At 64.3% G+C, this 23,298-nt stretch carries 16 protein-coding genes; 9 read left to right on the top strand and 7 right to left on the bottom strand.

What is annotated here, in order from left to right; all coding sequences use genetic code 11:
- Positions 1-85 precede the first annotated feature (85 nt).
- Positions 86-4,891, top strand: a complete 4,806-nt coding sequence (locus ABZ728_RS13490) for an alpha-2-macroglobulin (protein ID WP_366656693.1) — start codon at positions 86-88, stop codon at positions 4,889-4,891.
- A gap of 418 nt (positions 4,892-5,309) precedes the next feature.
- Here ABZ728_RS13490 and ABZ728_RS13495 read toward each other — a convergent pair whose 3' ends face one another.
- Both ABZ728_RS13495 and ABZ728_RS13500 read right to left on the bottom strand, forming a co-directional pair.
- A complete protein-coding gene (locus ABZ728_RS13495) occupies positions 5,310-6,695 on the bottom strand; it encodes a PleD family two-component system response regulator (RefSeq protein ID WP_366656694.1) in 1,386 nt (461 codons plus the stop codon).
- 8 nt (positions 6,696-6,703) lie between these two features.
- Complete coding sequence (locus ABZ728_RS13500) at positions 6,704-7,069, bottom strand: response regulator (RefSeq protein ID WP_366656695.1); 366 nt, start codon at positions 7,067-7,069, stop codon at positions 6,704-6,706.
- Positions 7,070-7,438: 369 nt separating this feature from the next.
- Between ABZ728_RS13500 and ABZ728_RS13505 the strand changes: the two genes are divergently transcribed.
- A complete protein-coding gene (locus ABZ728_RS13505) occupies positions 7,439-8,725 on the top strand; it encodes a DNA polymerase IV (RefSeq protein WP_366656696.1) in 1,287 nt (428 codons plus the stop codon).
- Positions 8,726-8,754: 29 nt separating this feature from the next.
- Here the strand turns inward: ABZ728_RS13505 and ABZ728_RS13510 are convergent, their stop codons facing one another.
- Positions 8,755-9,696: a DUF1849 family protein gene (locus tag ABZ728_RS13510; RefSeq protein ID WP_366656697.1), complete on the bottom strand. Its 942-nt coding sequence runs from the start codon at positions 9,694-9,696 to the stop codon at positions 8,755-8,757.
- 108 nt (positions 9,697-9,804) lie between these two features.
- On the opposite strand from ABZ728_RS13510, the gene ABZ728_RS13515 reads away from it, so the two are divergent.
- Positions 9,805-10,791: a D-glycerate dehydrogenase gene (locus tag ABZ728_RS13515; RefSeq protein ID WP_366656698.1), complete on the top strand. Its 987-nt coding sequence runs from the start codon at positions 9,805-9,807 to the stop codon at positions 10,789-10,791.
- 25 nt (positions 10,792-10,816) lie between these two features.
- Here ABZ728_RS13515 and aspS read toward each other — a convergent pair whose 3' ends face one another.
- Together aspS and ABZ728_RS13525 are read right to left on the bottom strand one after the other, a co-directional pair.
- Positions 10,817-12,652, bottom strand: coding sequence for an aspartate--tRNA ligase (aspS, locus tag ABZ728_RS13520; RefSeq protein ID WP_366656772.1), 1,836 nt, complete (start codon positions 12,650-12,652; stop codon positions 10,817-10,819).
- Positions 12,653-12,763: 111 nt separating this feature from the next.
- The gene (locus ABZ728_RS13525) at positions 12,764-13,561 is read right to left on the bottom strand and encodes an IclR family transcriptional regulator (protein WP_366656699.1); all 798 of its coding nucleotides are present in this window, start codon (positions 13,559-13,561) and stop codon (positions 12,764-12,766) included.
- Between the two features lie 126 nt (positions 13,562-13,687).
- Between ABZ728_RS13525 and ABZ728_RS13530 the strand changes: the two genes are divergently transcribed.
- The 6 genes from ABZ728_RS13530 (at position 13,688) to rnd (ending at position 19,898) form a co-directional block, all read left to right on the top strand.
- The gene (locus tag ABZ728_RS13530; protein WP_366656700.1) at positions 13,688-14,839 is read left to right on the top strand and encodes a CoA transferase; all 1,152 of its coding nucleotides are present in this window, start codon (positions 13,688-13,690) and stop codon (positions 14,837-14,839) included.
- Positions 14,839-15,564, top strand: coding sequence for an enoyl-CoA hydratase/isomerase family protein (locus ABZ728_RS13535; RefSeq protein WP_366656701.1), 726 nt, complete (start codon positions 14,839-14,841; stop codon positions 15,562-15,564). Before ABZ728_RS13530 ends, ABZ728_RS13535 begins: the two co-directional genes overlap by 1 nt.
- A 15-nt stretch (positions 15,565-15,579) precedes the next feature.
- On the top strand, positions 15,580-16,398 hold the full coding sequence (locus ABZ728_RS13540) for a CoA-transferase (RefSeq protein ID WP_366656702.1): 819 nt from the start codon (positions 15,580-15,582) through the stop codon (positions 16,396-16,398).
- A gap of 3 nt (positions 16,399-16,401) precedes the next feature.
- Positions 16,402-17,136, top strand: coding sequence for a CoA-transferase (locus ABZ728_RS13545; protein WP_366656703.1), 735 nt, complete (start codon positions 16,402-16,404; stop codon positions 17,134-17,136).
- Between the two features lie 5 nt (positions 17,137-17,141).
- Complete coding sequence (locus ABZ728_RS13550) at positions 17,142-18,635, top strand: class I adenylate-forming enzyme family protein (RefSeq protein ID WP_366656704.1); 1,494 nt, start codon at positions 17,142-17,144, stop codon at positions 18,633-18,635.
- An 81-nt stretch (positions 18,636-18,716) separates the two neighbouring features.
- Positions 18,717-19,898 (top strand): ribonuclease D, encoded by a 1,182-nt coding sequence (gene rnd, locus ABZ728_RS13555; RefSeq protein WP_366656705.1) that lies wholly within the window; start codon positions 18,717-18,719, stop codon positions 19,896-19,898.
- A 633-nt stretch (positions 19,899-20,531) separates the two neighbouring features.
- On the opposite strand, the gene ABZ728_RS13560 is transcribed toward rnd, so the two are convergent.
- Positions 20,532-20,963, bottom strand: coding sequence for a hypothetical protein (locus ABZ728_RS13560; protein WP_366656706.1), 432 nt, complete (start codon positions 20,961-20,963; stop codon positions 20,532-20,534).
- Positions 20,960-22,945 carry an acetyl/propionyl/methylcrotonyl-CoA carboxylase subunit alpha gene (locus tag ABZ728_RS13565; protein WP_366656707.1) on the bottom strand — a complete coding sequence of 662 codons (1,986 nt, stop codon included), beginning with the start codon at positions 22,943-22,945 and terminating at the stop codon, positions 20,960-20,962. The genes ABZ728_RS13560 and ABZ728_RS13565 overlap by 4 nt, the downstream gene beginning before the upstream one ends.
- Positions 22,946-23,298 lie beyond the last annotated feature (353 nt).

Genomic DNA, 23,298 nt, shown 5'->3' on the forward strand with positions numbered 1-23,298 from the left:
GATTGCCTTGACTGAAATACAATGACAGAATTTTGTTTAAAGCATGCTAATCGGATTGTGTGGGCGGCATTCCTCGGAGATCAGAATGACAAGGGTCCTTTCAGGCTTTTCTGTCGTGGCTGCGGTCACGATCCTGGGGGTGGGCATTGCTTCGGCCTCGAACGCTTTGCAAATCGTCAATCAGGAAGTGCTGTCCGATCGAGATCGCCCCGAGGTCTGCATGGTCGCCGACCGGTCCTTCGCTGCGAATAACGGGGTCGTCTGGACCGACTATCTCCGCATCGAGCCTCAACCCGTCGGTTTCGACGTCCGCAGCCAGGACAACAGGCTCTGCGCGACCGGGCTGGCGCACGGGACCACTTATAGCATCGAACTGAGGGACGGCGCCCCGGCAGCCGACGGTACGGTACTGGCGTCTTCGGTCGACATCGAAGCCTATATCGCCGATCGAACGCCAACGGCGCGCTTCGACTCCGACGGGCACATTCTGCCGCTGGGGCTGGGGCGCGGCATTCCGCTGACCACGGTCAATGCCGACCAGGCTTCGCTCCGCCTATTGCGTATCGATCCGCGCAATATCCCCACCGTCAGCGACGAATGGATCCTTTACGGCGACCTGAACCGCTGGTCGGTCGAGGCGATCGCCGAGGAAGACGGAGAAACCGTCTGGGCCGGCTCGATGTCCGTGGATCAGACAGAACGCAACCGCCCGGCATCGACCATCGTCCCGGTCGGAGACATACTGGAGGATTTCTCGCCGGGGCTGTACCTGCTCACCGCCAGCATCGACGACAACCAGGAGGCGGATTGGGTTCCGGTGGCAACCCAATGGTTCGTCGCGACGGACACCGGGCTGACGACGATGGCATCCGATGCCGGTCTGCATGTCGCCGCCACCTCGCTGCGGAACAACACCCCACTGTCTGACATCGAACTGACGCTGGTCGCCCGCAACAACAGGGTCCTCGGCACCGCAACGACTGACGCCAATGGCATGGCGCAGTTCGCACCCGGGCTGATGCGCGGTACCGGCGGCGCCGAGCCGGGTATGCTCCACGCCCTGAACGGCGAAACGGATTTTGCCTTTCTCGACCTGCGCATCTCCGGGCACGACCTTCTGGACCGGGGCGGCGACGGCCGCCTGGCCCCCGCCGACCTTGACGGCTTCGCCTTCACCGACCGCGGCCTCTATCGCCCGGGAGAGCCGATCATATTGTCCGTTCTCCTGCGCGATCCCGCCGGCCGTGCCGTCACCGGATTGCCGCTGACGGTCACGACGATCAACCCCGTTCGCAACGAATTCGACCAGCGGATCGTTCACGATACCGATGGCGGCTATCGGGTGGCGATCGACCTGCCGGCAACCGCGCCGACGGGCGGCTGGACCCTCGAAGTCGCCGTTGGCGACGACGGACCGGTGGTTGCCGAAGCCAACGTGTTCGTTTCCGATTTTGTCCCGCCCCAGATCGATGTGGACGTCGACGCCCGGCGGATTGTCGCCAGCGACGGCGCATCGGCCATCGAGGCCGACATCCGGGCCGACTTCTTCTTCGGCGCGCCGGCCTCCGATCTTTCCGGATTGGTGGAGGTACTGGTTCAAGCGGCGGAGACACCCTTCCCGGCCTACCCGGACTTCCGTTTCGGGCTGGAGCAAGTACCGTTTCTGCCAGAGCAGGAAGAACCGGCGACGATTCTGCTGGACGCCGATGGCCGCGCCACGGCGACCATATTTCACCGACCGCGGCCGCTGGCTGATCGCCCGCTGGAGGCGGTCGTCACCGCCTGGGTAGACGAACCCGGCGGCCGCTCCGCCCGCGACCGGACCACGGTTCCCCTCCGCGAGGCGCCGCTTTATGTCGGCATCCGTCCCGACCGCGAGGGCGCGTGGGACATCGATGACGTCGCGGGCTTTTCGATCCTGGCGGTCGACACCGACGGCGCGCCGATGACCGGCGTCGAGATTACCTATGACCTCTATCGCGAGCAATACGACTACGTCTGGTATCGCGAATATGGTAGCTGGTACGCCGAGCAACTGGTCACCGATACGCGGGTGGGCGGCGACACCGTCACGACTGGCGCTGACGGCATGGCGCGGGTGGACGAAGCAGTCGATTGGGGCCGCTATCGGATCGAGGCCCATCCCGCCCCCTCTACCTCTGCCACCATGGCCGCTGAAGGCACCGAAACCAGCGTCCGCTTCGCCGCCGGCTATTGGGGAACCGGCGAGGACCAGGAGAACGCGGACAACGTCACGGTATCCCTCAGCAGCGATGATTACCGCCCCGGCGACATCGCCGAGGTGCTGATCGAAACGCCCTATCCCGAAGCCGAACTGATCGTCGCCGTTGCCGACAGGTCCATCCATAGCTTCCAGCGCGTGTCAGCGCCCGACGGCACCGCTCGCCTCGAAATACCGGTTTCCGACGATTGGGAGAACGGCGCCTATGTCCTGGTGACCGCCATCGCGTCGGCCGACAGCGTGTCGGGCCCGCTGCCGCGCCGTGCCGTCGGCCTGCGCTGGATCGGCCTGGACCCCGCGCCCGCGACGCTGAACTTGGCACTCGACGCGCCGGATATGGTCCGACCGCAAACCGAGGTGCCTGTATCCCTGGCATTGACCGATTCCAACGGCGATCCGGCTGGCGGTCATGTCATCCTCGCCGCTGTGGACGACGCCGTTCTCGGCCTGACCGATCACAGCGTCCCGGACCCGCTCGGCCACGCCTTCGGCCAGCGCCGGGCCGCCGTTGCCATACGCGATTTGTTCGGCAACCTTATCGATCCGACCGGCGACAGGGTGGGAACACTGCGCACCGGCGGCGACTGGGCGCTGGACGACCCCGAAGGCCTGCCCGATCCGTCGATCGAGGTGGCGGCCTGGGTGTCGGAAATCCTGACCGCCGATGCCGACGGCCGCATCGAAGCGACGCTGCCGGTTCCGGATTTCAACGGACGCCTCCGGCTTACGGCCGTGGCGTGGTCGCCCGACCGTCTCGGCGCCGCCGACAGCGATATGACCGTGCGGGCGCCGGTCGTCGCCAATCTGGTTCTGCCCCGTTTCCTGGCCGTCGGCGACCGTGCCGAGGCGACCCTTCAGCTTCGAAACCTGGACGGCCCGGCGGGCGACTACTCGTTGACCCTGGACAGCGACGGCGCGGTCGCCCTGAAGGGCCCCGACGCCCGAACCCTTTCATTGGGCGAAGGCGAGGTCTGGACCGACACCCTGGAATTGCGGGCGGATCTGATCGGCAATACGACGATATCGTTGCGCCTGGAGGGACCGGACGGGCTGCTGATCGAACGCCACCGCAGCCTTGGCGTGCGTTCCGCTCATCCACCGGAAACCCGCTCCCTCCTCAGTGAGATCCCGGTTGGTGGCGGCCTTACGCTCAGCGACGACATCACCGCCGGCTTTCTGCCGGACACCACGCGCGTGACGCAGGTTCTGGGCAGCGGGCCGACCATTGACATCCCTGCCCTGACCGCTCAACTCGCGGATTATCCGTTCGCCTGCATCGAACAGACGACGAGCCGCGCCTTCCCGCTGCTGGTCCTTGCCGACGGCCCGTTTGCACCCGCGCTGGCCGGCCTGGAAACGCCGCGACAGGCCGTCCAGCAGGCGATCTTCCGGGTGGCGGCGCAGCAATCATCGACCGGCGCCTTTTCGCTTTGGGGTGCGGGGGGACCGGAATCGCTCTGGCTGACAGCCTATGTGTCGGACTTTCTGCTTGAAGCAGCGAAGCGCGATTTCACCGTGCCCGGCGCACCGCTGTCGGCGGCCCTGTCGTGGATCGAGCAGCAAACCGCCAATGTAGCCTCCGATAGTGATATCCTCGATGCCCAGCTCTACGGCCTCTACGTGCTGACCATGGCCGGAAGGGACACGCTGGCCGATCTTCGCTATATCTTCGAGGCCCGGCTCGATCAGATGCAGCCGGGCGTCGGCCTGGCCGCATTGGCGGCCGCACTGGCCGAACAGGGCGACCGGACCCGGGCAGCGCAGGTCATTGATCGCGCGACAGCCCCGGAAATCGAATTCGCGCCGTCAACGGCGTCCCACGCCTCTCGCAGGGACTATGGCTCGCCGTTGCGCGATCAGGCGGCACTGGTCGCCCTGACGGTGGGTGAATCCGACATGCCGGACGGCACGCTCGATGCGCTCTGGGCCGACATCGCCGCCGATATCAGCGATAATCCCTACCCCAATACCCAGGAACTGGCCTGGAGCCTCCGCGCCGCTTCCGCCGCCATGGCCGATCAGGGTCCGCTATCGGTTACCATCGGATCGGAATCGGTTGTGGATCGATTGACGCCAATTACGCGCACTGTCGATCCCGACCTTCTCCGTCAGGGCTTTCGGATCGAGAACCGGGGAGAAGCCCCTGTGAGCCACCGGCTGACCATCCGGGGCCTGCCCAAAGCCGCACCGTCGGCCACACAAGCCGGCGCCACCCTCTACCGCGATTTCTATTCGACCGACGGCACACCGGTTGACTTCGACGGCATGAGCCGCGGCCAGACGGTGGTCATGGTACTGAGCGGACAGGCGGATAGCGATCGGATCCGCGATCTGGTCGTGGCGCAGTGGCTGCCGGCCGGCTGGGAGGCCGAAGACCTGCGCCTCACCGGCGACACCATCGGCTCGATCTATCCATGGATCGGAAGGGTCACACCGACGGTCAGCGTCGATATCCGCGACGACCGGGTCGTTGCCGCCCCCGATCCGTATTACGCCCCGGACAACCCCGCAGAAGCCGGATTCCGGCTGGCTTTCCTGCTCCGCGCGGTGACGCCGGGAACCTATACCCTGCCGGGCGCCTATGTTGAGGATATGTACGACCCCGCAGTGCACGCCCGACTCGCGGGAACCACAATCGTGGTGGAGTAGCGACGACTGTCTCGTGCGGCGGCTGAGAATTGGCGAGGGTGGCAACGCGCGACGCTCCTGATCGTCCCGACACCGGTCCTACGGGATTCACAGATTGTCGGTGCAGCGCCAACTGTACTTGTTAAGCCGAAATCCGCTTTTCATTCCCTCCCCGGAGGCGCGAAGCGCCATCCGGGGTCCACACGCGCCGCGAGAGCGTTGGCAGTATGGGCCCCGGATCTGCGAAGCACCATTTCATGGTGCATCGCGTCCGGGGCGGGGGAATTTTTTGGGCGCTGTCCCGTTGTCCATTCGCCAGGAAACGAAAAGCGCCCGGGACGATCAGGGTGGGGAAAGCACCATCCACCGTAATCGATCTCGATGTGTGAATCTCGTAGAGGCAGCCCCAGGGAGTTCCAAGGACGTCAGGCGCGCGACGTCAGATGTCGTCGAGGCCGTCGGCGACGACGCAGTTGCGGCCCTTGTGTTTGGCCGCATACAACGCCTTATCTGCCCGTTCGATCAGCGCTTCCGGGCGTGCGCCGGCGTCATGGACCGACGCGACGCCGAGGCTGACGGAAACGTCGAGTTGCCCGACCGGCGCGTTGACCTTGAAGGGCTCGTTGGCGATACGCATACGCAACCGCTCCGCCACGAAGGACGCGGCCTCCAGCGGCGCTTCCGGCATTATGATAACGAATTCCTCGCCGCCCATCCGCGCCACCATGTCGAAATTGCGAAGGTTCCGGCTGACGCGATCGGCGATTTCCTTGAGCACTTCGTCGCCCACAGCGTGGCCGTACGTGTCATTGACGATCTTGAAATGGTCGATATCGAAAAGGATCGCGGAAACCGGTTTGCGGGTCTCGGATATGCGCTGGATGATCCGTTCAAGATGTGTGGTCAGATAGCGGCGATTGAACAGCCCGGTCAGGCTGTCGGTCAGCGCCATCGACAGGCTTTCCTCGTAATTCTGGCGCAGGCGGTCCTGATAGCGCTTCCGGCGAATCTGGGTTCGGACTCGGGCCAGCAGCTCGCTCCGCTCGATCGGCTTGACCAGATAATCGTTCGCGCCGAGTTCCAGGCCCTTGGCGGTACGGTCGAGATCGCCGTCATCAGCCAATAACAGAATGGGTATCTGACGGCTGCGTTCCTGGCTGCGAATCTGGGAACAAAGGCGAAGTCCGTCCTCGTCGATCAAGGTCAGGCTGATGATGATCAGATCGAACATGTCCGCGGACAGCGTCTGAAGGCCCTCCACACCCGTCTCCACAAGTGTGAGATTGTGATCCTGCTGCGCCAGGGTCGTTTCGATCCGATCACGATCCATGGCACTGTCTTCGATGACCAGGATCCCGGCACGGGTTCCGTCTTCTTCGATTTCGCAGGGACCACGCTCGATGACGCCAAGTTCGTTGCTGGTGCTCTCCCGTGCCCGCCACTCGTCCATCATCATTTTCAGCCGCGTCAGCGAGCGGACGCGGGAAAACAACGCCGTATCATTGACCGGCTTGGTCAGAAAATCATCTGCGCCGACTTCCAGCCCCCGAACCTTGTCGGCCGTATCGCTGAGCGCCGTTACCATGACCACCGGCAGATGCTGGGTCGCCGGATTCGCCTTGAGCTTTTCGCACACCTCGAAACCGTCCATGCCGGGCATCATAACATCCAGAAGTATGATGTCGGGTTGCTCGGCCTCGGCTTTTTCGAGGGCCTGATAACCATCGGACGCGGTCAATACATCGAAATACTCACGCGTAAGCTTTGCTTCGAGTAGCTTGACATTGGCCGATACGTCATCGACGACCAGAACCCGTGCCGACATCGCTTACCCTAACCCAGATATTTTTGAACGGTCTCAAGGAATTTCGAAACGGAGATCGGTTTGGCTATGTAGTCTTCACAGCCTCCTTCCCGTATTTTCTCCTCGTCGCCGCGCATAGCGAAAGCGGTCACGGCAACCACCGGTATGGACTTCAGGTTGTCATCCTCTTTGATCCACTTGGTAACTTCCAGACCGGACACTTCCGGCAACTGAATATCCATCAGAATCAAATCCGGCTTTTCTTTTCTGGTAATTTTCAGCGCCTCCATACCGTCCTTGGTCTGAAGGGTCGTATATCCATGCGCTTCGAGCAAGTCGTTGAATAACTTCATATTGAGTTCATTGTCTTCAACGATCAAAACCGTCTTTGACATATTGTTTTTTCCTCGGCAAAGGCGAATAGGTAGATCAGGTGATTATACGCTGACTTTTGTCAGGTAACAATGACTGCCACAGACACTTATATTCTGGCAGTCACCGTGGCAAATAAGGCGTAGAAATTATCGCTGGCTGAACCCGGCGCCCCCTCGGTAGTCGGATCGGGTGGAATATTGACTGTCATCGGTCGCTATCCCCACTCAAGATACACGCCATAGCATCGACCTCCCCCTCCGGGCGGAGAACCAGTCTCCCGAAGATAGCCCGATCGGAAATCGAACCACCATGCGCACCATCTGTCACCCCTAAGGGTTTTCCGTTAACATCATATGATCAACCCGTTCTTATCTCATGATAGCCGTACCATGTCGATCAATGACAATTGGTTAACATCCCTGTGCCGGGATTGCGATTCCACAGCCGATCACGACGGTCGGCTACCCGCACGATGCCCGCATTGCGGATCGCCCCGTCTTGTGGCGCACCGCGAATTGAAGACCCTGACGATTGCCCACCTGGACTGCGACGCCTTTTATGCTGCCGTCGAAAAGCGCGATGACCCCACGATTGCGCAGCGCCCGGTCATTGTCGGCGGCGGCCGTCGCGGGGTCGTCACCTCTGCCTGCTATATCGCCCGGATGTCGGAGGTACGGTCGGCCATGCCGATGTTCAAGGCACTCGAAGCGTGCCCCGATGCCATCGTCGTCCGGCCGGATATGGCGAAGTACAAGTCAACCGGCCGCGCGATTCGCTCAATACTCGAAGCTGCAACGCCGCTGGTCGAGCCGCTGTCCATCGATGAGGCGTTCCTGGACCTGAGCGGCACCGAGCGCCTGCACGGCGCATGTCCGGCGGTCGTCTCGGCGAGGCTGGTGCGCCGGATCGAAGCTGAAACCGGCATTTCCGTGTCCGTTGGCCTAAGCCACAACAAGCTTCTGGCGAAAATGGCGTCGGACCTGGACAAGCCGCGCGGTTTCGCGATCATCGGCCGCGCTGAGACGCTGGATTTTCTGGGCCCCCGGCGCGTCTCGGATTTGTGGGGCGTCGGTCAGGCCCTGGCCCGCAAGCTGGCATCCGACAATATCAGGACGATCGCCGACCTGCGCCTTCGCGATCCAGCGCGGCTGGTGGCCCGCTATGGCTCGGTCGGAACGCGACTGGCGGCCTTCTCAATGGGCCGCGACGATCGCGCGGTCTCTCCGGGACGCGCGGCCAAATCGATTTCAGCCGAACAGACATTCGACCGTGACATCAACGACATCGACGCCCTGCTCGACCGGTTGTGGCCACTTTCGGAAAAAGTCGCCCGGCGGCTGGTGACCCTTGACCTCTGCGGCCGCACCGTCGTCCTGAAACTGAAAACCGGATCCTTCCGTACGGTAACCCGCAACCGGCGGCTCCACTCGCCGACGCAACTGGCCGGACGGCTGTTCGACACGGCCTCGGCAATGGCGCGCGAAGCCGCCGCCGGCAGCGGATTCCGGCTGATCGGAGTCGGCGTATCGGAATTGGCGCCCGGCTGTGACGCCGATCCGGCCGATCTCGCCGATCCGGGCCTGGCAAAGCGAAAATCCGTCGAATCGGCCATGACGGCGATCCGCGGAAAGCTCGGCGATCGAGCGATCGTCACCGGTCGGTCGCTGCCGAAATAGGCGATGTCGGCAAGCGGGACGTGGCGGGCCTATCCCTCGCAGGACGGCTCGGGAAGGCGCTCCAGTTCCGTCAGCGTGGCGTCGACGACGAAATCGCCATAGTCCAGTGCGAGCCGGTCGGCGACACCGTTCCCGAACAGCCGCATCGTCGTTTGGAACTCCGGCGACATGAGTTCCGCATCCGACGAGAAATGGGCCAGGACGATGCGCCAGGCTTCGGCTTCACGAAGGCTGTCATCGATTCTTTCATCGGTTTCGGATCCGGTTTCAGGTCCGGCTTGCAGCCCGGCGGCAGAAACCGTCGCGCTGATGTCGAAAGCGCTGCCCTTCTGTTCCCAATCCATCTCGGTGCCATCGAACACGGTGGCCGCATAGAACGGTTCGCCCGCTGCGGCGCGCTCGATCAGCTCGACCGTGTGCGCGACCGGAAAGATGATACCGGCCGGCAAGGTCTCGCTGCCCTCTGTCGGGGAACGGTACTCCACGGCAACTCGCCCCTCACCCCCGTCATTTCCGTCGCGCCGGGTAGCGGTTCCACGCAGGGTCTGGCTACCGGTCACATCGGAATCCTGTGCCAGCCGGAAGCTGAACGACGATCCGTCGAAAGCCTCCCACGTGGCATAGGTGGACGCGATCTCGATCGCACCGCCCATTCGGTCATAGAGCACCATGTCGACGGTTTGCGCGATCGTCCAGCCTTCGCAATCATGCGACCACTCAGCGGACATCGTGCCGGAAATGCTCTCCAACCCGCCGCGCGCGCCGGACTCGGCCAGCGAAAACTCGTATAAGGTCCGGTGAGAGGCCAGCCCTCCGGGGCCACCGACCCCGCTGTTCGGGGTGTCGGCGACCACATCGGCGATCGGCGCACCGGTCAGCAACAGCGCCGCCGCCAGCCCCACGCCGCCAAGCGGCCGCTTCCAGTCGATTGCCGGGTTCGGGCGCCCGCTCGCGTGAAATACGATTGTCATGATCCCCTCGCTTCAAAGGCCGTGCAGGACATACGCTTGGCGGTTAGACTCATCCAGACGTCAACACAATCATCGAATAACGGCACCAACATGGAAAGCGACGCCGAAATGACGGAAAATGCAGCCGAAAGCCGGCCCCGGCCGCGGGTTCTGGTAACGCGCAGGTTACCCGCGGATGTGGAGGCCCGGCTGCGGACCGAGTTCTCGCCCCTGCTATACGAAGATGGCGGCCCGATCGGCCTCGACAAGATCGCCGCCGAAGCGGAAAAGGCAGACGCGCTGTTGATCACCGGCAGCGAGAAGATGACCGGGGACGCCTTTGCCGCGCTGCCGAAATCGATCAGGATCGTTGCGACGCTGTCCGTCGGCACCGACCATATCGATCTGGACGCGGCTCGCAAGCTCGGCTTCGTCGTTACCAACACCCCCGACGTCCTGACCGACGCGACCGCGGATATCACGCTGCTGGTCATGCTGGGCGCCGCAAGGCGGGCCTATGAGGGGCAGAAGATCCTGCGCGAAGGGCGTTGGACGGGCTGGGCGCCGACCCAGTTTCTGGGCACCGATCTGAGGGGCAAGCGCCTGGGCGTTCTGGGCATGGGACGGATCGGCCAGGCGGTCGCCGCCCGTGCCCGCGCATTCGGCATGAAGATCCACTATCACAACCGCCGCCCGGTCGCCGAGGCCGAAGCCCTGGCAGCCACCTATCACGACACCGTTGAATCGCTGCTGCGCGTATCGGATGTCCTGTCGCTCAACTGCCCCGGCACTCCGGAGACCCATCACCTGATCAACGATCGGACCATCGACATGATGCCGCCGAACGCCATTCTGGTGAACACGGCGCGCGGCAGCGTCGTCGATGACGAAGCACTGATCCGGGCCCTGAAATCGGGTCGGCTGCAGTCGGCCGGGCTGGACGTTTTCGAGGGCGAGCCCAAGGTCAATCCCGGCTACTTCGACATCGATAACTGCTACATCCTGCCACACATGGGCAGCGCGACGGTCGAGACACGCAACGCCATGGGCTTCTGCTGCCTCGACAACATCGCGGCCTATTTCAGCGGACAGGAACCGCCGGCCCGGGTCGCCTGACGAGTCACGACAGGTCGGCGCAGGCTCAGCCCTCCGCCGGCTTCTTCGCGGTGGTCGGCGGGGGCGCCGGCCGGATATGCAGTTCGCGCAGCCGCGCGTCGTCCACCGCGTTGGGGGCGCCCATCATCAGATCCTCCGCACGCTGGTTGAGCGGGAAGGCAATGACCTCGCGGATATTCGGCACATCGGCCAGCAGCATGACAATGCGGTCAATACCCGGCGCCGAGCCACCATGGGGCGGAGCGCCGAATTTCATCGCCGACAGCATGCCGCCGAACCGCTCTTCGAGCACCTCGGCCGGGTATCCGGCAATATCGAAGGCCTTGTACATGATGTCGGCGCGGTGGTTCCGGATCGCACCGGACGACAGTTCCACGCCGTTGCAGACGATGTCGTACTGGAAGGCCTTGATCGTCAGCGGATCCTGGTTTTCCAGCGCCTCCAGCCCGCCCTGCGGCATCGAGAACGGGTTGTGGCTGAAATCGACCCGGCCGGTATCCTCGTTCAGCTCGAACATCGGGAAGTCGACGATCCAGCAGAAATCGAAACGGTTGTGGTCGATCAGCTCCATTTCCTCGCCGATGCGGGTCCGGGCCAGCCCGGCCATCCGCGCAGCCTGCGTCGGCTGATCGCAAACGAAGAACACCGCATCGCCGTCCTCAAGCCCGGCGATCTCGCGCAGCGCCGCCTGGGCGGCCTCGGGCACGAATTTTGCGATCGGTCCCTTGCCTTGCCCGTCGGCGAACAGGATATAGCCGAGCCCAGGCGCGCCCTGATCCTGCGCCCACGCATTCAGCTTGTCGAAGAACGACCGCGGCCGGTCGCCGACTGCCGGCGCCCGGATGGCCCGCACGACGCCGCCCTTTTCGATGGTCGAGCGGAACGCCTTGAAGGCGACGTCCTCGCGCTGGAAAATCTCCGTAACATCGGTAATCACCAGCGGGTTGCGCAGATCCGGCTTGTCGGAGCCGTATTTCAGCATCGCCTCGTCATAGGGAATACGGGGGAACGGGGGCGGCGTCACCGGACGACGGCTGCCGGTGAAACCGGCGAACTCCTCGAACACACCGTGCAGGACGGGCTCGATCGCCGCGAACACATCGTCCTGGGTCACGAAGCTCATCTCGAAATCGAGCTGATAGAACTCACCCGGCGACCGGTCGGCGCGGCTGTCCTCGTCGCGGAAACATGGCGCGATCTGGAAATATTTGTCGAACCCGGCCATCATCAACAGCTGCTTGAACTGCTGCGGCGCCTGGGGCAGCGCGTAGAATTTGCCGGGATGCAGCCTGGACGGGACCAGAAAGTCGCGCGCGCCTTCCGGGCTCGATGCCGTCAGGATGGGGGTCTGGAACTCGTTGAAGCCCTGCTCGATCATGCGCCGGCGAATCGACGAAATGATCTCGCTGCGCAGCCAGATATTACGCTGCATCTTGATCCGGCGGAGGTCCAGATAGCGGTGGCGAAGGCGGATTTCCTCGCCCGCATCCGCATCGCTGTTGACCTGCAGCGGCACCTGGTCCGCCGCCGACTGCAGCACCACGTCACGGATCCGCAACTCGACCCGGCCGGTGGGGTTGTTCTCGTTGATGGTATCCTCGGTCCGGCGCACGACCTCGCCCGTCACCGTCACGACGCTTTCCAGACGATAGCTTTCGGCCATTTCCATCAGGGCCGCATCGCTGCCCGTCTTGTCGCCCATATCGATCACGCATTGCGTGATGCCGAAATGATCGCGCAGATCAACGAAGAGCAACCCGCCATGGTCGCGCTTGCGGTGGATCCAGCCGGAAAGGCGCACGGTTTCTCCGGCGTCGGTATCGCGGAGGTCGCCACAAGTATGGGTGCGGAACGGATGCATCACTATGAACTGCTTTCGTGACAATAGGGACGGGCTGAAATAGGCGAACGAATCCGCCGTCGCAAGACGGGCCGAAACGCCCGCGAAAACCACACCGAACGGGCCTCAATGTCAAGCATCGCCAGCGCCATGCGGCCCCGAGCCACGCGCATTGTCCGAATGCCCCGCCCCGGAATACCCCAGCGCCCCGGAGATCGCCGACGCCGTGGCCAGAACATCGCCGCTGAACGCCCGCAGCCGGGTAACGGTGAGCCGTTGCCGGGGACCGGAGATGCCGACGCCCGCCACCGCCTGTCCGGTGGCGTCGAAGATCGGCGCGGCCAGCCCGCACACGCTCTCGCGCCATTCACCGCGATTGATCGCATAGCCCTGGCGGCGAATCCGGTCCAGCTCCGCCGCGAAGGCCGTGGGGTCGGTAATGCTGTGCGGCGTGTGGGCGTACAGATAGCGGGAAATCTGCTCCGCCCCCATCGGCGCCTGAAAGGCAAGCAGCGCCTTGCCGGTGGCGACGCACGATGCCGGCGCGCGCCCGCCGACGCGGGAATAGGCCCGCACCGGCTGCGGGCTGTCAATCTTCTGGACATAGACGACGTCGGTATCGTCGAGGACGGACAGGTGGACTGTCTCCTCTGATTTCTCCGCCAGGGCTTGAATGAAGGGACCGGCGACACTCGCGACGTCGATCCGGCCAATCACCGCGTTCCCCAGCTCGAATACCTTCAAGCTGCAGTCATATCGACCGTCCGGGCATTGGCGGGCGTATCCGGCCGCGACCAGCGTCTGCAGCGTGCGATGCGCGTTGCTGCGGGTCAGGCCGGTGGCCTGTGCCAGATCGCTGACTCCCCGCGGCGACGGGCCGCGGGCCAGAACTTCCAGCAAAGTCAGCCCCTTGATCAATGTCTTGTCCATGACGGGTCACCCTCGGGTCTCGACCGTTCTTGACACATGAACGCGCATATGCCCAAAATATAGGACATTGTCCTGAATATTAGAACACCTGAAAAACCGGACCAACGCAAGTCAGGAAACAGCCCCGTGACGTCACCCCTCCACGGAATCCGCGTGATCGAATTCTGCAATGTTGCCGCCGGCCCATTCTGCGGCATGTTGCTGGCCGACATGGGCGCGGACGTGATCAAGGTCGAAAACCCGAAGGGCGGCGACAGCCTTCGCAGCTGGCCGCCGCTGAACGAGGGCTTCAGCGAGAATTTTGCCTCTCTGAACCGCAACAAGCGTTCGGTCGCCCTGAACCTGAAAGACCCTGAGGATTGCGAGCGGACACTGGCCCTGATGCGCGACGCCCATGTGGTGATTGAAAACAATCGCCCCGGTGTGATGGATCGTCTGGGGCTGGGCTTCGAGGCAGTCCACAAGGACAACCCGTCGCTGATCTATTGCTCGATCTCGGCCTATGGCCAATCGGGACCGCGCGCGCAGGAAGGCGGCTTCGACCTGACGGTCCAGGCCATGGCCGGCATCATGAGCGTGACCGGCGAAGCCGATGGCGGTCCGGTCAAATGCGGGGTGCCGGTCGCTGATTTCTCGTCGGGGCTCTATGCGGCGTTCTCGATCTGCGCGGCCCTGCGCGGTGTGGCCGCGGGCGGTCCGGGAACGCATATCGACGTGTCGATGCTGGGCGCGACGCTGGGGATCGCGGCGCTGCAGACCTCGGAATATTTCGGCAGCGGCAAGGATCCCGGCCGCATGGGCTCTGCTCATCCCCGCAATGCCCCCTATCAGGCGTTCCAGGCGCGGGATACATATTTCGGCATGGCGGCCGGCAACGACGCCTTGTGGCACAGCGTCTGCGCCACGGTGGAGCGGCCCGATCTGGCGAGCGATCCCCGGTTCACCGACACATCGGCCCGCGCCGCCCACCAGATTGTACTGCGGGAGATCCTTGAGGAAATCTTCGCCACGGCGGATGCCGCCGACTGGCTCGAACGATTCCGCGCGGCGGGCGTCCCCTGCGCACCCATCAACGCATACTCACAAGTGCTGGACGATCCGCAGGTCGCGCATATGGGCTGGGTTCAGCCGATCGACCTGCCCAATGGTCAACGGACCCGGACTTTCGGCCCGCCGGTGGCGTTCTCCGATCAGCAGACCGCGATTCGGCGCGGGCCGCCGGCGCTGGGTGAGCATACCGAAGAAGTGCTGGGTGCCTTGCCACGGGGCAAAACCTGATGACCGCCGGTCTCAGCATCGACCGCCGCGACGACGTCTGCACGGTCACGCTCGACCGGCCCGAGAAGCGGAACGCCCTTGGCGCCGACGTCGTCGAAGCCCTGATCCGGACGGTTACCGAAGCATACGGCGACAGCACCCGCTTGCTGGTGCTGCAGGGCACGGGCCGGAACTTCAGCGCCGGCTTTGATTTTGGCGGCATCGACCAATCGAGTGATGGCGAATTGCTGTTGCGATTCGTGCGCATCGAGGTGCTGCTGCAAATGATCGACCGGGCCCCGTTCCTGACCCTCGGCCTTGCCCATGGCCGCACGTTCGGCGCCGGGGCCGACCTGTTCGCCGCCTGCAAGTGGCGCATCGCAGCCGAGGGTGCAGAGTTCCGGATGCCGGGCCTGAAATTCGGCATCGTGCTCGGAACGCGGCGATTTGCGAAATTGGTCGGCCGCGACATGGCACGGGGTATACTGGAGACGGCACGCCCATTCGACGCGGCCGAGGCGCGCAAGATCGGCTTCGCGACCCGGATCGCCGATCAGCCTGCATGGCCCGAAATCATTGCTGAGGCCGCCGATGCCGCGCGCAGCCTTCCCGATACCAGCCGGTCGCAGCTTTACGAGGCGCTTGGCGACGACGGATCCGACGGCGATCTCGCCCGGCTCGTCCGGTCGGCCGCGGAACCGGGTTTGGTGGACCGCATTCGCCAGCACCTCGCCGCGCCGCGATAACGCAGGAGACCGCTCATGGCCCTCAGATTCATCGACAAGAACAAGCAGGTCTCGCTGGCCGAGCTGGCGGCCAGGGTGCCGGACGGCGCCTCGGTGGCGCTGGGCGGCAGCTTTCTGCACCGGGGGCCGTTCGCCTTCGTGCGCGAGTTGATCCGCCAGGGCCGCCGCGACCTGGAGATCATCAAGCAATCGCCAGGCTATGATCTGGATATTCTGTGCCGGGCCGGTGCCGCCCGCAAGGCACGGGCCGGCATCGTGGCGATGGAGGGCAATTTCGGTCTGGCGCGGGGCTATCGCAAAGCCGTGGAAAGCGGTGCGCTGGAACTGGAGGAACACGCCTGCGCCAGTCTGACGGCGGGGCTGCGGGCCGCTGCCTTCGGCGTTCCGTTTCAGCCCTGCGGCGGCCTGCACGGCAGCGACATTCCCGAACTGAACGGGTGGAAGGCGCTGGCCGACCCCTATGGCTCCAACAGCGATGTCTGGGTCATCCCGGCTATCGCACCGGATTTCGCGGTCATCCACGCGACCGAGGTCGACACCGAGGGCAATGTCCGCGTCGCCGGCACCAGCCATTGGGACCGGATCATGACCCGTGCCGCCAAAAGCGTGCTGGTCGTGGCCGAACGCGAGGTCGACACGCGCGAATTCAAAGCCCGGCCGGAATGGACTCTCGTGCCGTATTTCATGGTCGAAGCCGTAACCGTCGTGCCGAACGGCGCCTGGCCCGGATCGGCCTGGCCGGACTATGGAATCGATTATCCGGCGGTCGAGGCCTATGTCGCCGACAAGGATCTCTCCCGCCATCTCGATGCCGCACCGGAAAGCAGGGCTTGATCGATGACTGATACCTGGACGGGCTTTTCCTATATCGTCACCAATCTCGCCCGCTTCATTCGGCCCGGCGAAGTCACCTTCAGCGGCGTCAACTCGACGCTGCCGATGCTGGCCTGCCTGATGGCCAAGCGCGCCTATGACTGGGATTTCATCTATATCAACGTCGCCGGCGGCGTCGATCCGGAGCCCTCGGCAATTCCGCTGTCGAGTTCCGATCCGCTCCTGGCCGAACAGTCGGCGTCGATTTTCTCGAATGAGGATTTCTACGACCTGTGCACGCGCGGGCAGATGGATCTGGCCTATCTGGGCGCTGCCCAGATCGACGGTGAGGGGTCGGCGAACAACTCGGTCATCGGCGACTGGCATGCGCCCAAGGTGCGGCTGCCCGGCGGTGGCGGCGGGGCCGTCATGCTGCCGACGGCCAATCGCGCCTGCACCTGGCGAACCGAGCACTCGCCCCGCACGCTGGTCGAAAGGCTGGATTTCGTGACCTCGTGGGGCGGATTCCACGGCGTCGCCACGCCGATCGCCGTCTTCGTCAAGCGCGACGGTCGACTGGCGCTGGAGTCCTGGCATCCGGAAGCCAGCCTGGACGAAGTGCGCGACCGGACCGGTTTTGCGTTCGACGCAACCTCCGCCAGACCCACGCCGTTGCCGACCGATCGCGAGCGCGCGGCGCTGGCCGCACTGGACCCGGAACAGCGCTTCGAACGCGATGCGGCGATCGAATTGCGGTGACCTTCATGAATTTTCAGTGGCCCTCCCTTCCCGAAGCCTGCTACCGGCAATGGCACTCGTCGGATCTGCGGGAGCGCATTGCGCTGGTCTCGGACTCCGAACAGCTGGATTATGCCGCGCTGGCCGAACGAACGGCAGCAGCGGCGGCGGCGCTCGTCACGATGGGGACGGCGCGCGGCGATATCGTCGCCATCGCCATGAACCGGTCGATCGATGCGGTGATTGCCATCCTCGGGGCCCTCTGGGCCGGCGCCTGCCCCTGCCCGCTCGACAGCCAGCTATCGGCCGGGCAATTGCGCGCCATGCTGTCGGCGGTCGGGGCGGCGTGGATCGTGGCCGACGACGATCACATGGATTGTGCCCGGGACCTTGGATATGGCGCCAGCCGTCTGATCGCGGCGGATTTCAGTACAGCGGCCGCCTATCGCGACCTCGACCTCGGACCCGACAACCGGGCGCTGTTGCTGTTCACCTCGGGCAGCACAGGCCACCCGAAAGGGGTAATGCTTTCACACCGCAATCTGCTCAGCAATGCCGATGGCGTCATTCGTCATACGCAGCTGACGGACAGAGACCGGTTGCTGCACAGCATGCCGCTCCATCACACCAACGGCCTGAACAATCAGATATTCGCGCCATTGCTGGCGGGCGCCACCGTCGTCCTGGGCGGACGCTTCAAGGCCGACACCTTTCCCGATCTGGTCGACCGGCACCGCCCGACGATCATAACCGGCGTGCCCACCATGTATGCGCGCCTTCTGGACCAGCCATTCAACCGCGAGGCGTTGCAGGGCCTGCGCATGGCCCGCTGCGGGTCGGCCCCGATCACCGAGGATCTTCACCGGCGGGTCGAGGCTCATATGGGTTGTGATCTCGTCGTCTCGTACGGATTGTCGGAGGCGACCTGCACCAGCCTGATGAATCCGCCGGGCAGGCGCCGGATCGGTACCGTCGGGACGGTGCTGCACGGCCAGCAGGTGTCGCTGCTGAAGCCCGGCAGCAGCGAGCCGGTGGCCGACGGCGAGGAAGGAGAGATTGCGATCTCGGGGCCCAGCCTCATGACCGGTTATCTCGGCGCCGATCCCCAGGCCGACCGCGCCGTCGTCGATGGGCGGCTTCGCACCGGCGATCTTGGCCGATTCGACGCCGACGGCTACCTGACCATCACCGGCCGCCTGAAAGAAGTCATCATTCGGGGCGGCGAGAATCTGTCGCCGCAGGCGATCGAACAGGCGCTTGCCGCCGACCCGGGTGTCCGGACCTGCTGCGTTGTCGGCCGCGCCCACCATGATCTGGGCCAGGTGCCGGTCGCCTTCGTCGTTTTGGCGGACGGCACCCCCCGCGATGCCGACCGTCTGTGCGATCTGGTGGCTTCGTCGCTGTCGCGGACCCACCGGCCCGCCGAGATCATCTTTCTGGACGCGCTTCCCGAAACTTCCGTCGGCAAGATCGACCGCAAGGCGCTGGCGACCCGCGTAAAGCAAGCCGCCGACGGATGACAGATCAAAGCGTCTTTGGATTTTCGACAACTGCACCGGAGGCTGTACCGGGCGGCTGTGACGTGGCATAACGCTGCCACCATGACACTCATCACCGATCAAAAATCTCTTGACGCCTTCTGCTCCGCGATGACGCGGGAGCCGTACGTCACCGTCGACACCGAGTTCCTGCGCGAAAGCACTTATTGGCCCAAGCTCTGCCTCGTGCAGATCGCCGGCGCCGATCAGGCCGCGGCGATCGACCCGCTGGCCGATGGCATCGATCTGGCGCCGGTCCTTGACCTGCTGGCCGATCCCAACGTGCTCAAGGTATTCCACTCCGCCCGGCAGGACATCGAGATATTCGTGCAATTGACCGGGACCGTGCCTGCACCGGTGTTCGATACCCAGATTGCCGCCATGGTGTGCGGCTTCGGCGAAAGCATCGGGTTCGAGGCGCTGGTCACACGGCTGACCGACCACCGGGTCGACAAGTCGTCGCGTTTCACCGACTGGTCGCTCCGGCCGCTGTCGGAAAAGCAACTGGCCTATGCGCTGGCGGACGTCACCCTGCTGCGACCGGCCTACGAGGCGCTGCGCGACGATCTGGCCCGCAACGGCCGCGAGGCCTGGCTGTCGGAAGAAGTCCAGACGCTGACCGACAAGGAAACCTATGTAACCCGGCCGGAGGATGCGTGGCGGAGGATCAAGACGCGCTCCACCGACCGAAAGGCACTGTCTGTTCTGAAACACGTCGCGGCGTGGCGCGAACGCGAGGCCCAGGCGCGCGACCTGCCGCGTGGCCGGGTCCTGCGCGACGAACCGCTGGTGGATATCGCCATGCGGACACCGAAAACGGTCGAGGAACTGGCCAAGACGCGCGGCATCGCCCCGACCATGGCGCGCGGCAAACAGGGGACCGCCATTCTGGCGGCTATCGCCGACGGCCTTGCGGTCCCGGCCGACCAGCGCCCCAAAGTCGCCGGACGGCCGCCGGTTGCCGATAATGGCGGCGGCGTGCTGGAAATGCTGAAGGTGCTGCTGAAAATGACCTGCGAGCAGCACAAGGTCGCGCAGAAGCTCGTGGCCAATTCCGCTGACCTCGAACGGATCGTGGCCGAAGACAATCCCGATGTGCCGGCCCTTTCCGGCTGGCGGCGCGAGATTTTCGGCCAGCAGGCGCTCGACCTGAAGGCCGGCCGGCTGGCGCTGTCGGTCAATGGCGGCACGGTCCGGGTTCATGACCTGAGCAAGATGGACGCCCTTTCCACCGGCGGCGACTGACCTCCTCCCCAGTGCTGCGGTTGGCGCTCTGCACCTCCATTCCGGAGTCGGTGGCAACGGGTCACCCTCCTGATCGCCCCCGACATCGATCCTGCTCGATTCACAGATCGTCCGTGCTGCGCCAACTGTACTTTTTAACCCGAACTCCGCGTCCTATCCCCTCCCCGGAGGCGCGAAGCGCCATCCGGCGACTGTGTTTATTGCCTCAGCATCCGCCCCTGTCTCATCCCCGGAAGCACGAAGTGCTGTCCGGGGTCCACACGTTCCGCGAGAGCCCGGCCCGCGTTTCGCCCGCCGAGAGCCACGGCACCCGATCCCGGGTCTGCAGCCCGTCACTTCGCGCCGCGCTGCGCACGGGAATTGGAGAAGGTGGAAAGCGCCCCGGACCACCTTTTCCTGCCCCGAAAGCGCGAAGCGCCACCCAGGATCAACAACCTCAGAGAGAGCGTTGGCAGTATGGGCCCCGGCCCTGCGAAGCAGCATTTCATGCTGCATCGCGTCCGGGGCGGGGGAGTTCTTTGGGCGCTGTCCCCTTGTCCGTTCGCCAGGAAAGGAAAAAGCGCCCGGGACGATCAGGAGATCGGAAGCGCATTGTGTGAATACCGTAGAGATGGGACAGGGGATCTTCCCTGACTACCGTGTAAGCGCCAGAGCAACCAGGCGCAGGGCATCACGGGCGTCCTGCTCGAAGACCTCGCCGTGACTCCAGTGCATATCGGGCGTCAATGTCGGACTTCCGGGCTGCACATGGACGAGCCGGTTGCGCAGCAAGCGCAATTCCTCGAACTCCGCCGGCAGGCCCAGCCGATGGAAAAGGTCGCGGGTGTTCTCCAGCGCATTGCCCGGGGCGGCGGTTTCCCGGAGATGAGCCTCGATGACAGCCGTGGACAGGATCACGGCCGACAGCCATGCCCCGACGCAAAACACGTCCTCCAGTTCGGCAAGCAGCGCCTCTGCCTGCTGGCCCGGCTGGGCGGCGGCATCGTCCAGTGCGCGGGTCACCGTTTCGGCGAACCAGCGCCGCCGCGCGGTCCAATCGGCTTGTGTCGGTCGCTCGGACGTCACTCGAACTCCATGATCTTGCCGTCGACGGACAGGCTGTCGCCGGGCCTGGCATGAAAAGCGGTCACGGTACCTTCCCGCTCGGCACGCAGGATGTTTTCCATCTTCATCGCTTCGACCACGCAGAGCGCCTCGCCGACCTGCACCTGCTGGCCCTCCTCGACCATCAGTGACACCAGAAGGCCTGGCATCGGCGACAGCAGGAATTTGGACATATCCGGCGCCTCGCGCACCGGCATCAGATCGGCGAGTTCCGCCGTGCGCGGCGACAGGACCTCGATATCCACGATCGCCCCGGCGTGGTACATGCGATAGCCGATACCGAGCCGGTCGATCTGTATGGCCACATCGCTGCCATCGACCGACCCTTCCCACAGCGTCAGGCCGGGCCGCCAGGTGTCTTCCACCAGAACCTGCTGTCCTTCGACCGTCACCGTGAACGCGCCGCCGGACCGGCGCACGATAACCGGCAGGTTGGCCCGATTAATCCGGATCGCCCAATCGCTCTGCGTCGGCGTATCGGTATTGGCGATCCGGCCGGTGAGGCTGCGCTCGCGGTCCGCAATTCGCCAATGAACGCTGGCAGCAACTGCCATGACCCGCATAAGGGCATCGCCGTTAAGTTCCGCCGGCCTGACACCGCCGGGAAATTCTTCTGCGATGAAGTTGGTCGTCATGTCGCCGGCGCGGAATCGGGGGTGAAGCATCAGCTGCGCCAGAAATCCGGCGTTGTGCTGGATGCCCCGAACCTCCAGCCGATCGAGCGCGCCGATCATGGCGTCGATCGCCTCGATCCGGGATTGGCCGCTGGTCACCACCTTGGCGATCATCGGATCGTAGTACATGGTTATCTCTGATCCCTCGGCGACACCGGTATCGATTCGGACCGTGCCGGTGGCCGGCGGCGTACGATAGCGGGTCAGGCGGCCGATCGAGGGCAGAAATCCGCGATAGGGGTCTTCGGCATAGAGCCTCGTTTCCATCGCCCATCCGCGCAGAACGACGTCTTCCTGCCCGAAGCTCAGCGCCTCGCCCGCCGCAATGCGGATCATCCATTCGACGAGGTCGGTATCGGTGACCATTTCCGTGACCGGGTGCTCGACCTGGAGCCGGGTATTCATTTCCAGGAAGTAGAAGTTGCGATCCTTGTCGACGATGAACTCCACCGTTCCGGCCGACACATAGCCGACGGCCCGTGCCAGCGCGACCGCCTGCTCGCCCATCGCCTTGCGGGTGGCGGCGTCCAGAAACGGAGACGGAGCCTCCTCGACCACTTTCTGGTGGCGGCGCTGAATCGAGCACTCGCGCTCGCCCAGATAGACGACGTTGCCATGGGTGTCGGCCAGCACCTGAATCTCGATATGCCGGGGTTGCTCGACGAATTTCTCGATGAAAACCCTGTCGTCGCCGAAACTGCTGCGCGCCTCGCCGGTCGCGCCGTTGAAGCCGTCGACCACCTCCGCCGCGGCGTTCACGACGCGCATGCCCTTGCCGCCACCGCCCGCCGACGCCTTCAGCATGACCGGGAAGCCGATCTCCTCGGCGATGCGCTGGGCCGACTCGACATCGGCGACGGCGTCGGGATGGCCGGGCACGGTGCTGACCCCCGCCTTGGCAGCGAGCTTCTTCGAGGTAATCTTGTCGCCCATGGCGGCGATCGCCTCGGCGCCCGGGCCGATGAAGACGATGCCGGCTTCGGCCAGGGCTTCGGCGAAGCGGGTGTTTTCCGACAGGAAGCCATAGCCCGGATGGACGGCCTCGGCGCCGGTATCGCGGCACGCCCGAACGATGTTCTCGATGACCAGATAGCTCTCGGCCGCCGGCGCCGGGCCGATGGCCACGGCCTCGTCGGCCATGCGCACATGCACGGCGTCACGGTCGGCGTCGGAATAGACCGCCACCGTGGCAATGCCCATGGCGCGCGCAGACCGGATCACCCGGCAGGCAATTTCCCCGCGATTGGCTATCAGGATCTTGGTGAACATCGGGTGGGGCCTCATGGCGTTGTTGTGGGCATTGTTACGGTATGGTCCTGGAACGAACCGTCAAATGGCGGGTTGCCGGATTGGACCATCGGCCACACCATCCGGCAACAGGGAATCAGCATGCTACAGCACCGATGCGCACCGCTCATCCCCACAGTTATCCACCGATCCATACACAAGATCATGTAACATCGGGCCGTCAAGGCACATAATCTGGTTGCCAGCCGGAGGTGCCAGGGCCTATCGTGGCCGCCGCATCGGTGATTGCCGCTTCGGCCCGCACCGATGCCGGGGTGCTGGCGGTTCTTCCCGGCTCGTTAGCGCTCTATTAACACTTGTCGGATCCCAAATCA

Source organism: Fodinicurvata sp. EGI_FJ10296, assembly GCF_040712075.1.
In the GTDB taxonomy this organism is placed as follows: domain Bacteria; phylum Pseudomonadota; class Alphaproteobacteria; order DSM-16000; family Inquilinaceae; genus JBFCVL01.

Excerpts from the sequence above, each read along its gene's own strand:
- ABZ728_RS13490 (WP_366656693.1), top strand. The coding sequence starts at position 86 with ATGACAAGGGTCCTTTCAGGCTTTTCTGTCGTGGCTGCGGTCACGATC.
- ABZ728_RS13495 (WP_366656694.1), bottom strand. The coding sequence starts at position 6,695 with ATGTCGGCACGGGTTCTGGTCGTCGATGACGTATCGGCCAATGTCAAG.
- ABZ728_RS13500 (WP_366656695.1), bottom strand. The coding sequence starts at position 7,069 with ATGTCAAAGACGGTTTTGATCGTTGAAGACAATGAACTCAATATGAAG.
- ABZ728_RS13505 (WP_366656696.1), top strand. The coding sequence starts at position 7,439 with ATGTCGATCAATGACAATTGGTTAACATCCCTGTGCCGGGATTGCGAT.
- ABZ728_RS13510 (WP_366656697.1), bottom strand. The coding sequence starts at position 9,696 with ATGACAATCGTATTTCACGCGAGCGGGCGCCCGAACCCGGCAATCGAC.
- ABZ728_RS13515 (WP_366656698.1), top strand. The coding sequence starts at position 9,805 with ATGACGGAAAATGCAGCCGAAAGCCGGCCCCGGCCGCGGGTTCTGGTA.
- aspS (WP_366656772.1), bottom strand. The coding sequence starts at position 12,652 with ATGCATCCGTTCCGCACCCATACTTGTGGCGACCTCCGCGATACCGAC.
- ABZ728_RS13525 (WP_366656699.1), bottom strand. The coding sequence starts at position 13,561 with ATGGACAAGACATTGATCAAGGGGCTGACTTTGCTGGAAGTTCTGGCC.
- ABZ728_RS13535 (WP_366656701.1), top strand. The coding sequence starts at position 14,839 with ATGACCGCCGGTCTCAGCATCGACCGCCGCGACGACGTCTGCACGGTC.
- ABZ728_RS13540 (WP_366656702.1), top strand. The coding sequence starts at position 15,580 with ATGGCCCTCAGATTCATCGACAAGAACAAGCAGGTCTCGCTGGCCGAG.
- ABZ728_RS13545 (WP_366656703.1), top strand. The coding sequence starts at position 16,402 with ATGACTGATACCTGGACGGGCTTTTCCTATATCGTCACCAATCTCGCC.
- ABZ728_RS13550 (WP_366656704.1), top strand. The coding sequence starts at position 17,142 with ATGAATTTTCAGTGGCCCTCCCTTCCCGAAGCCTGCTACCGGCAATGG.
- rnd (WP_366656705.1), top strand. The coding sequence starts at position 18,717 with ATGACACTCATCACCGATCAAAAATCTCTTGACGCCTTCTGCTCCGCG.
- ABZ728_RS13565 (WP_366656707.1), bottom strand. The coding sequence starts at position 22,945 with ATGTTCACCAAGATCCTGATAGCCAATCGCGGGGAAATTGCCTGCCGG.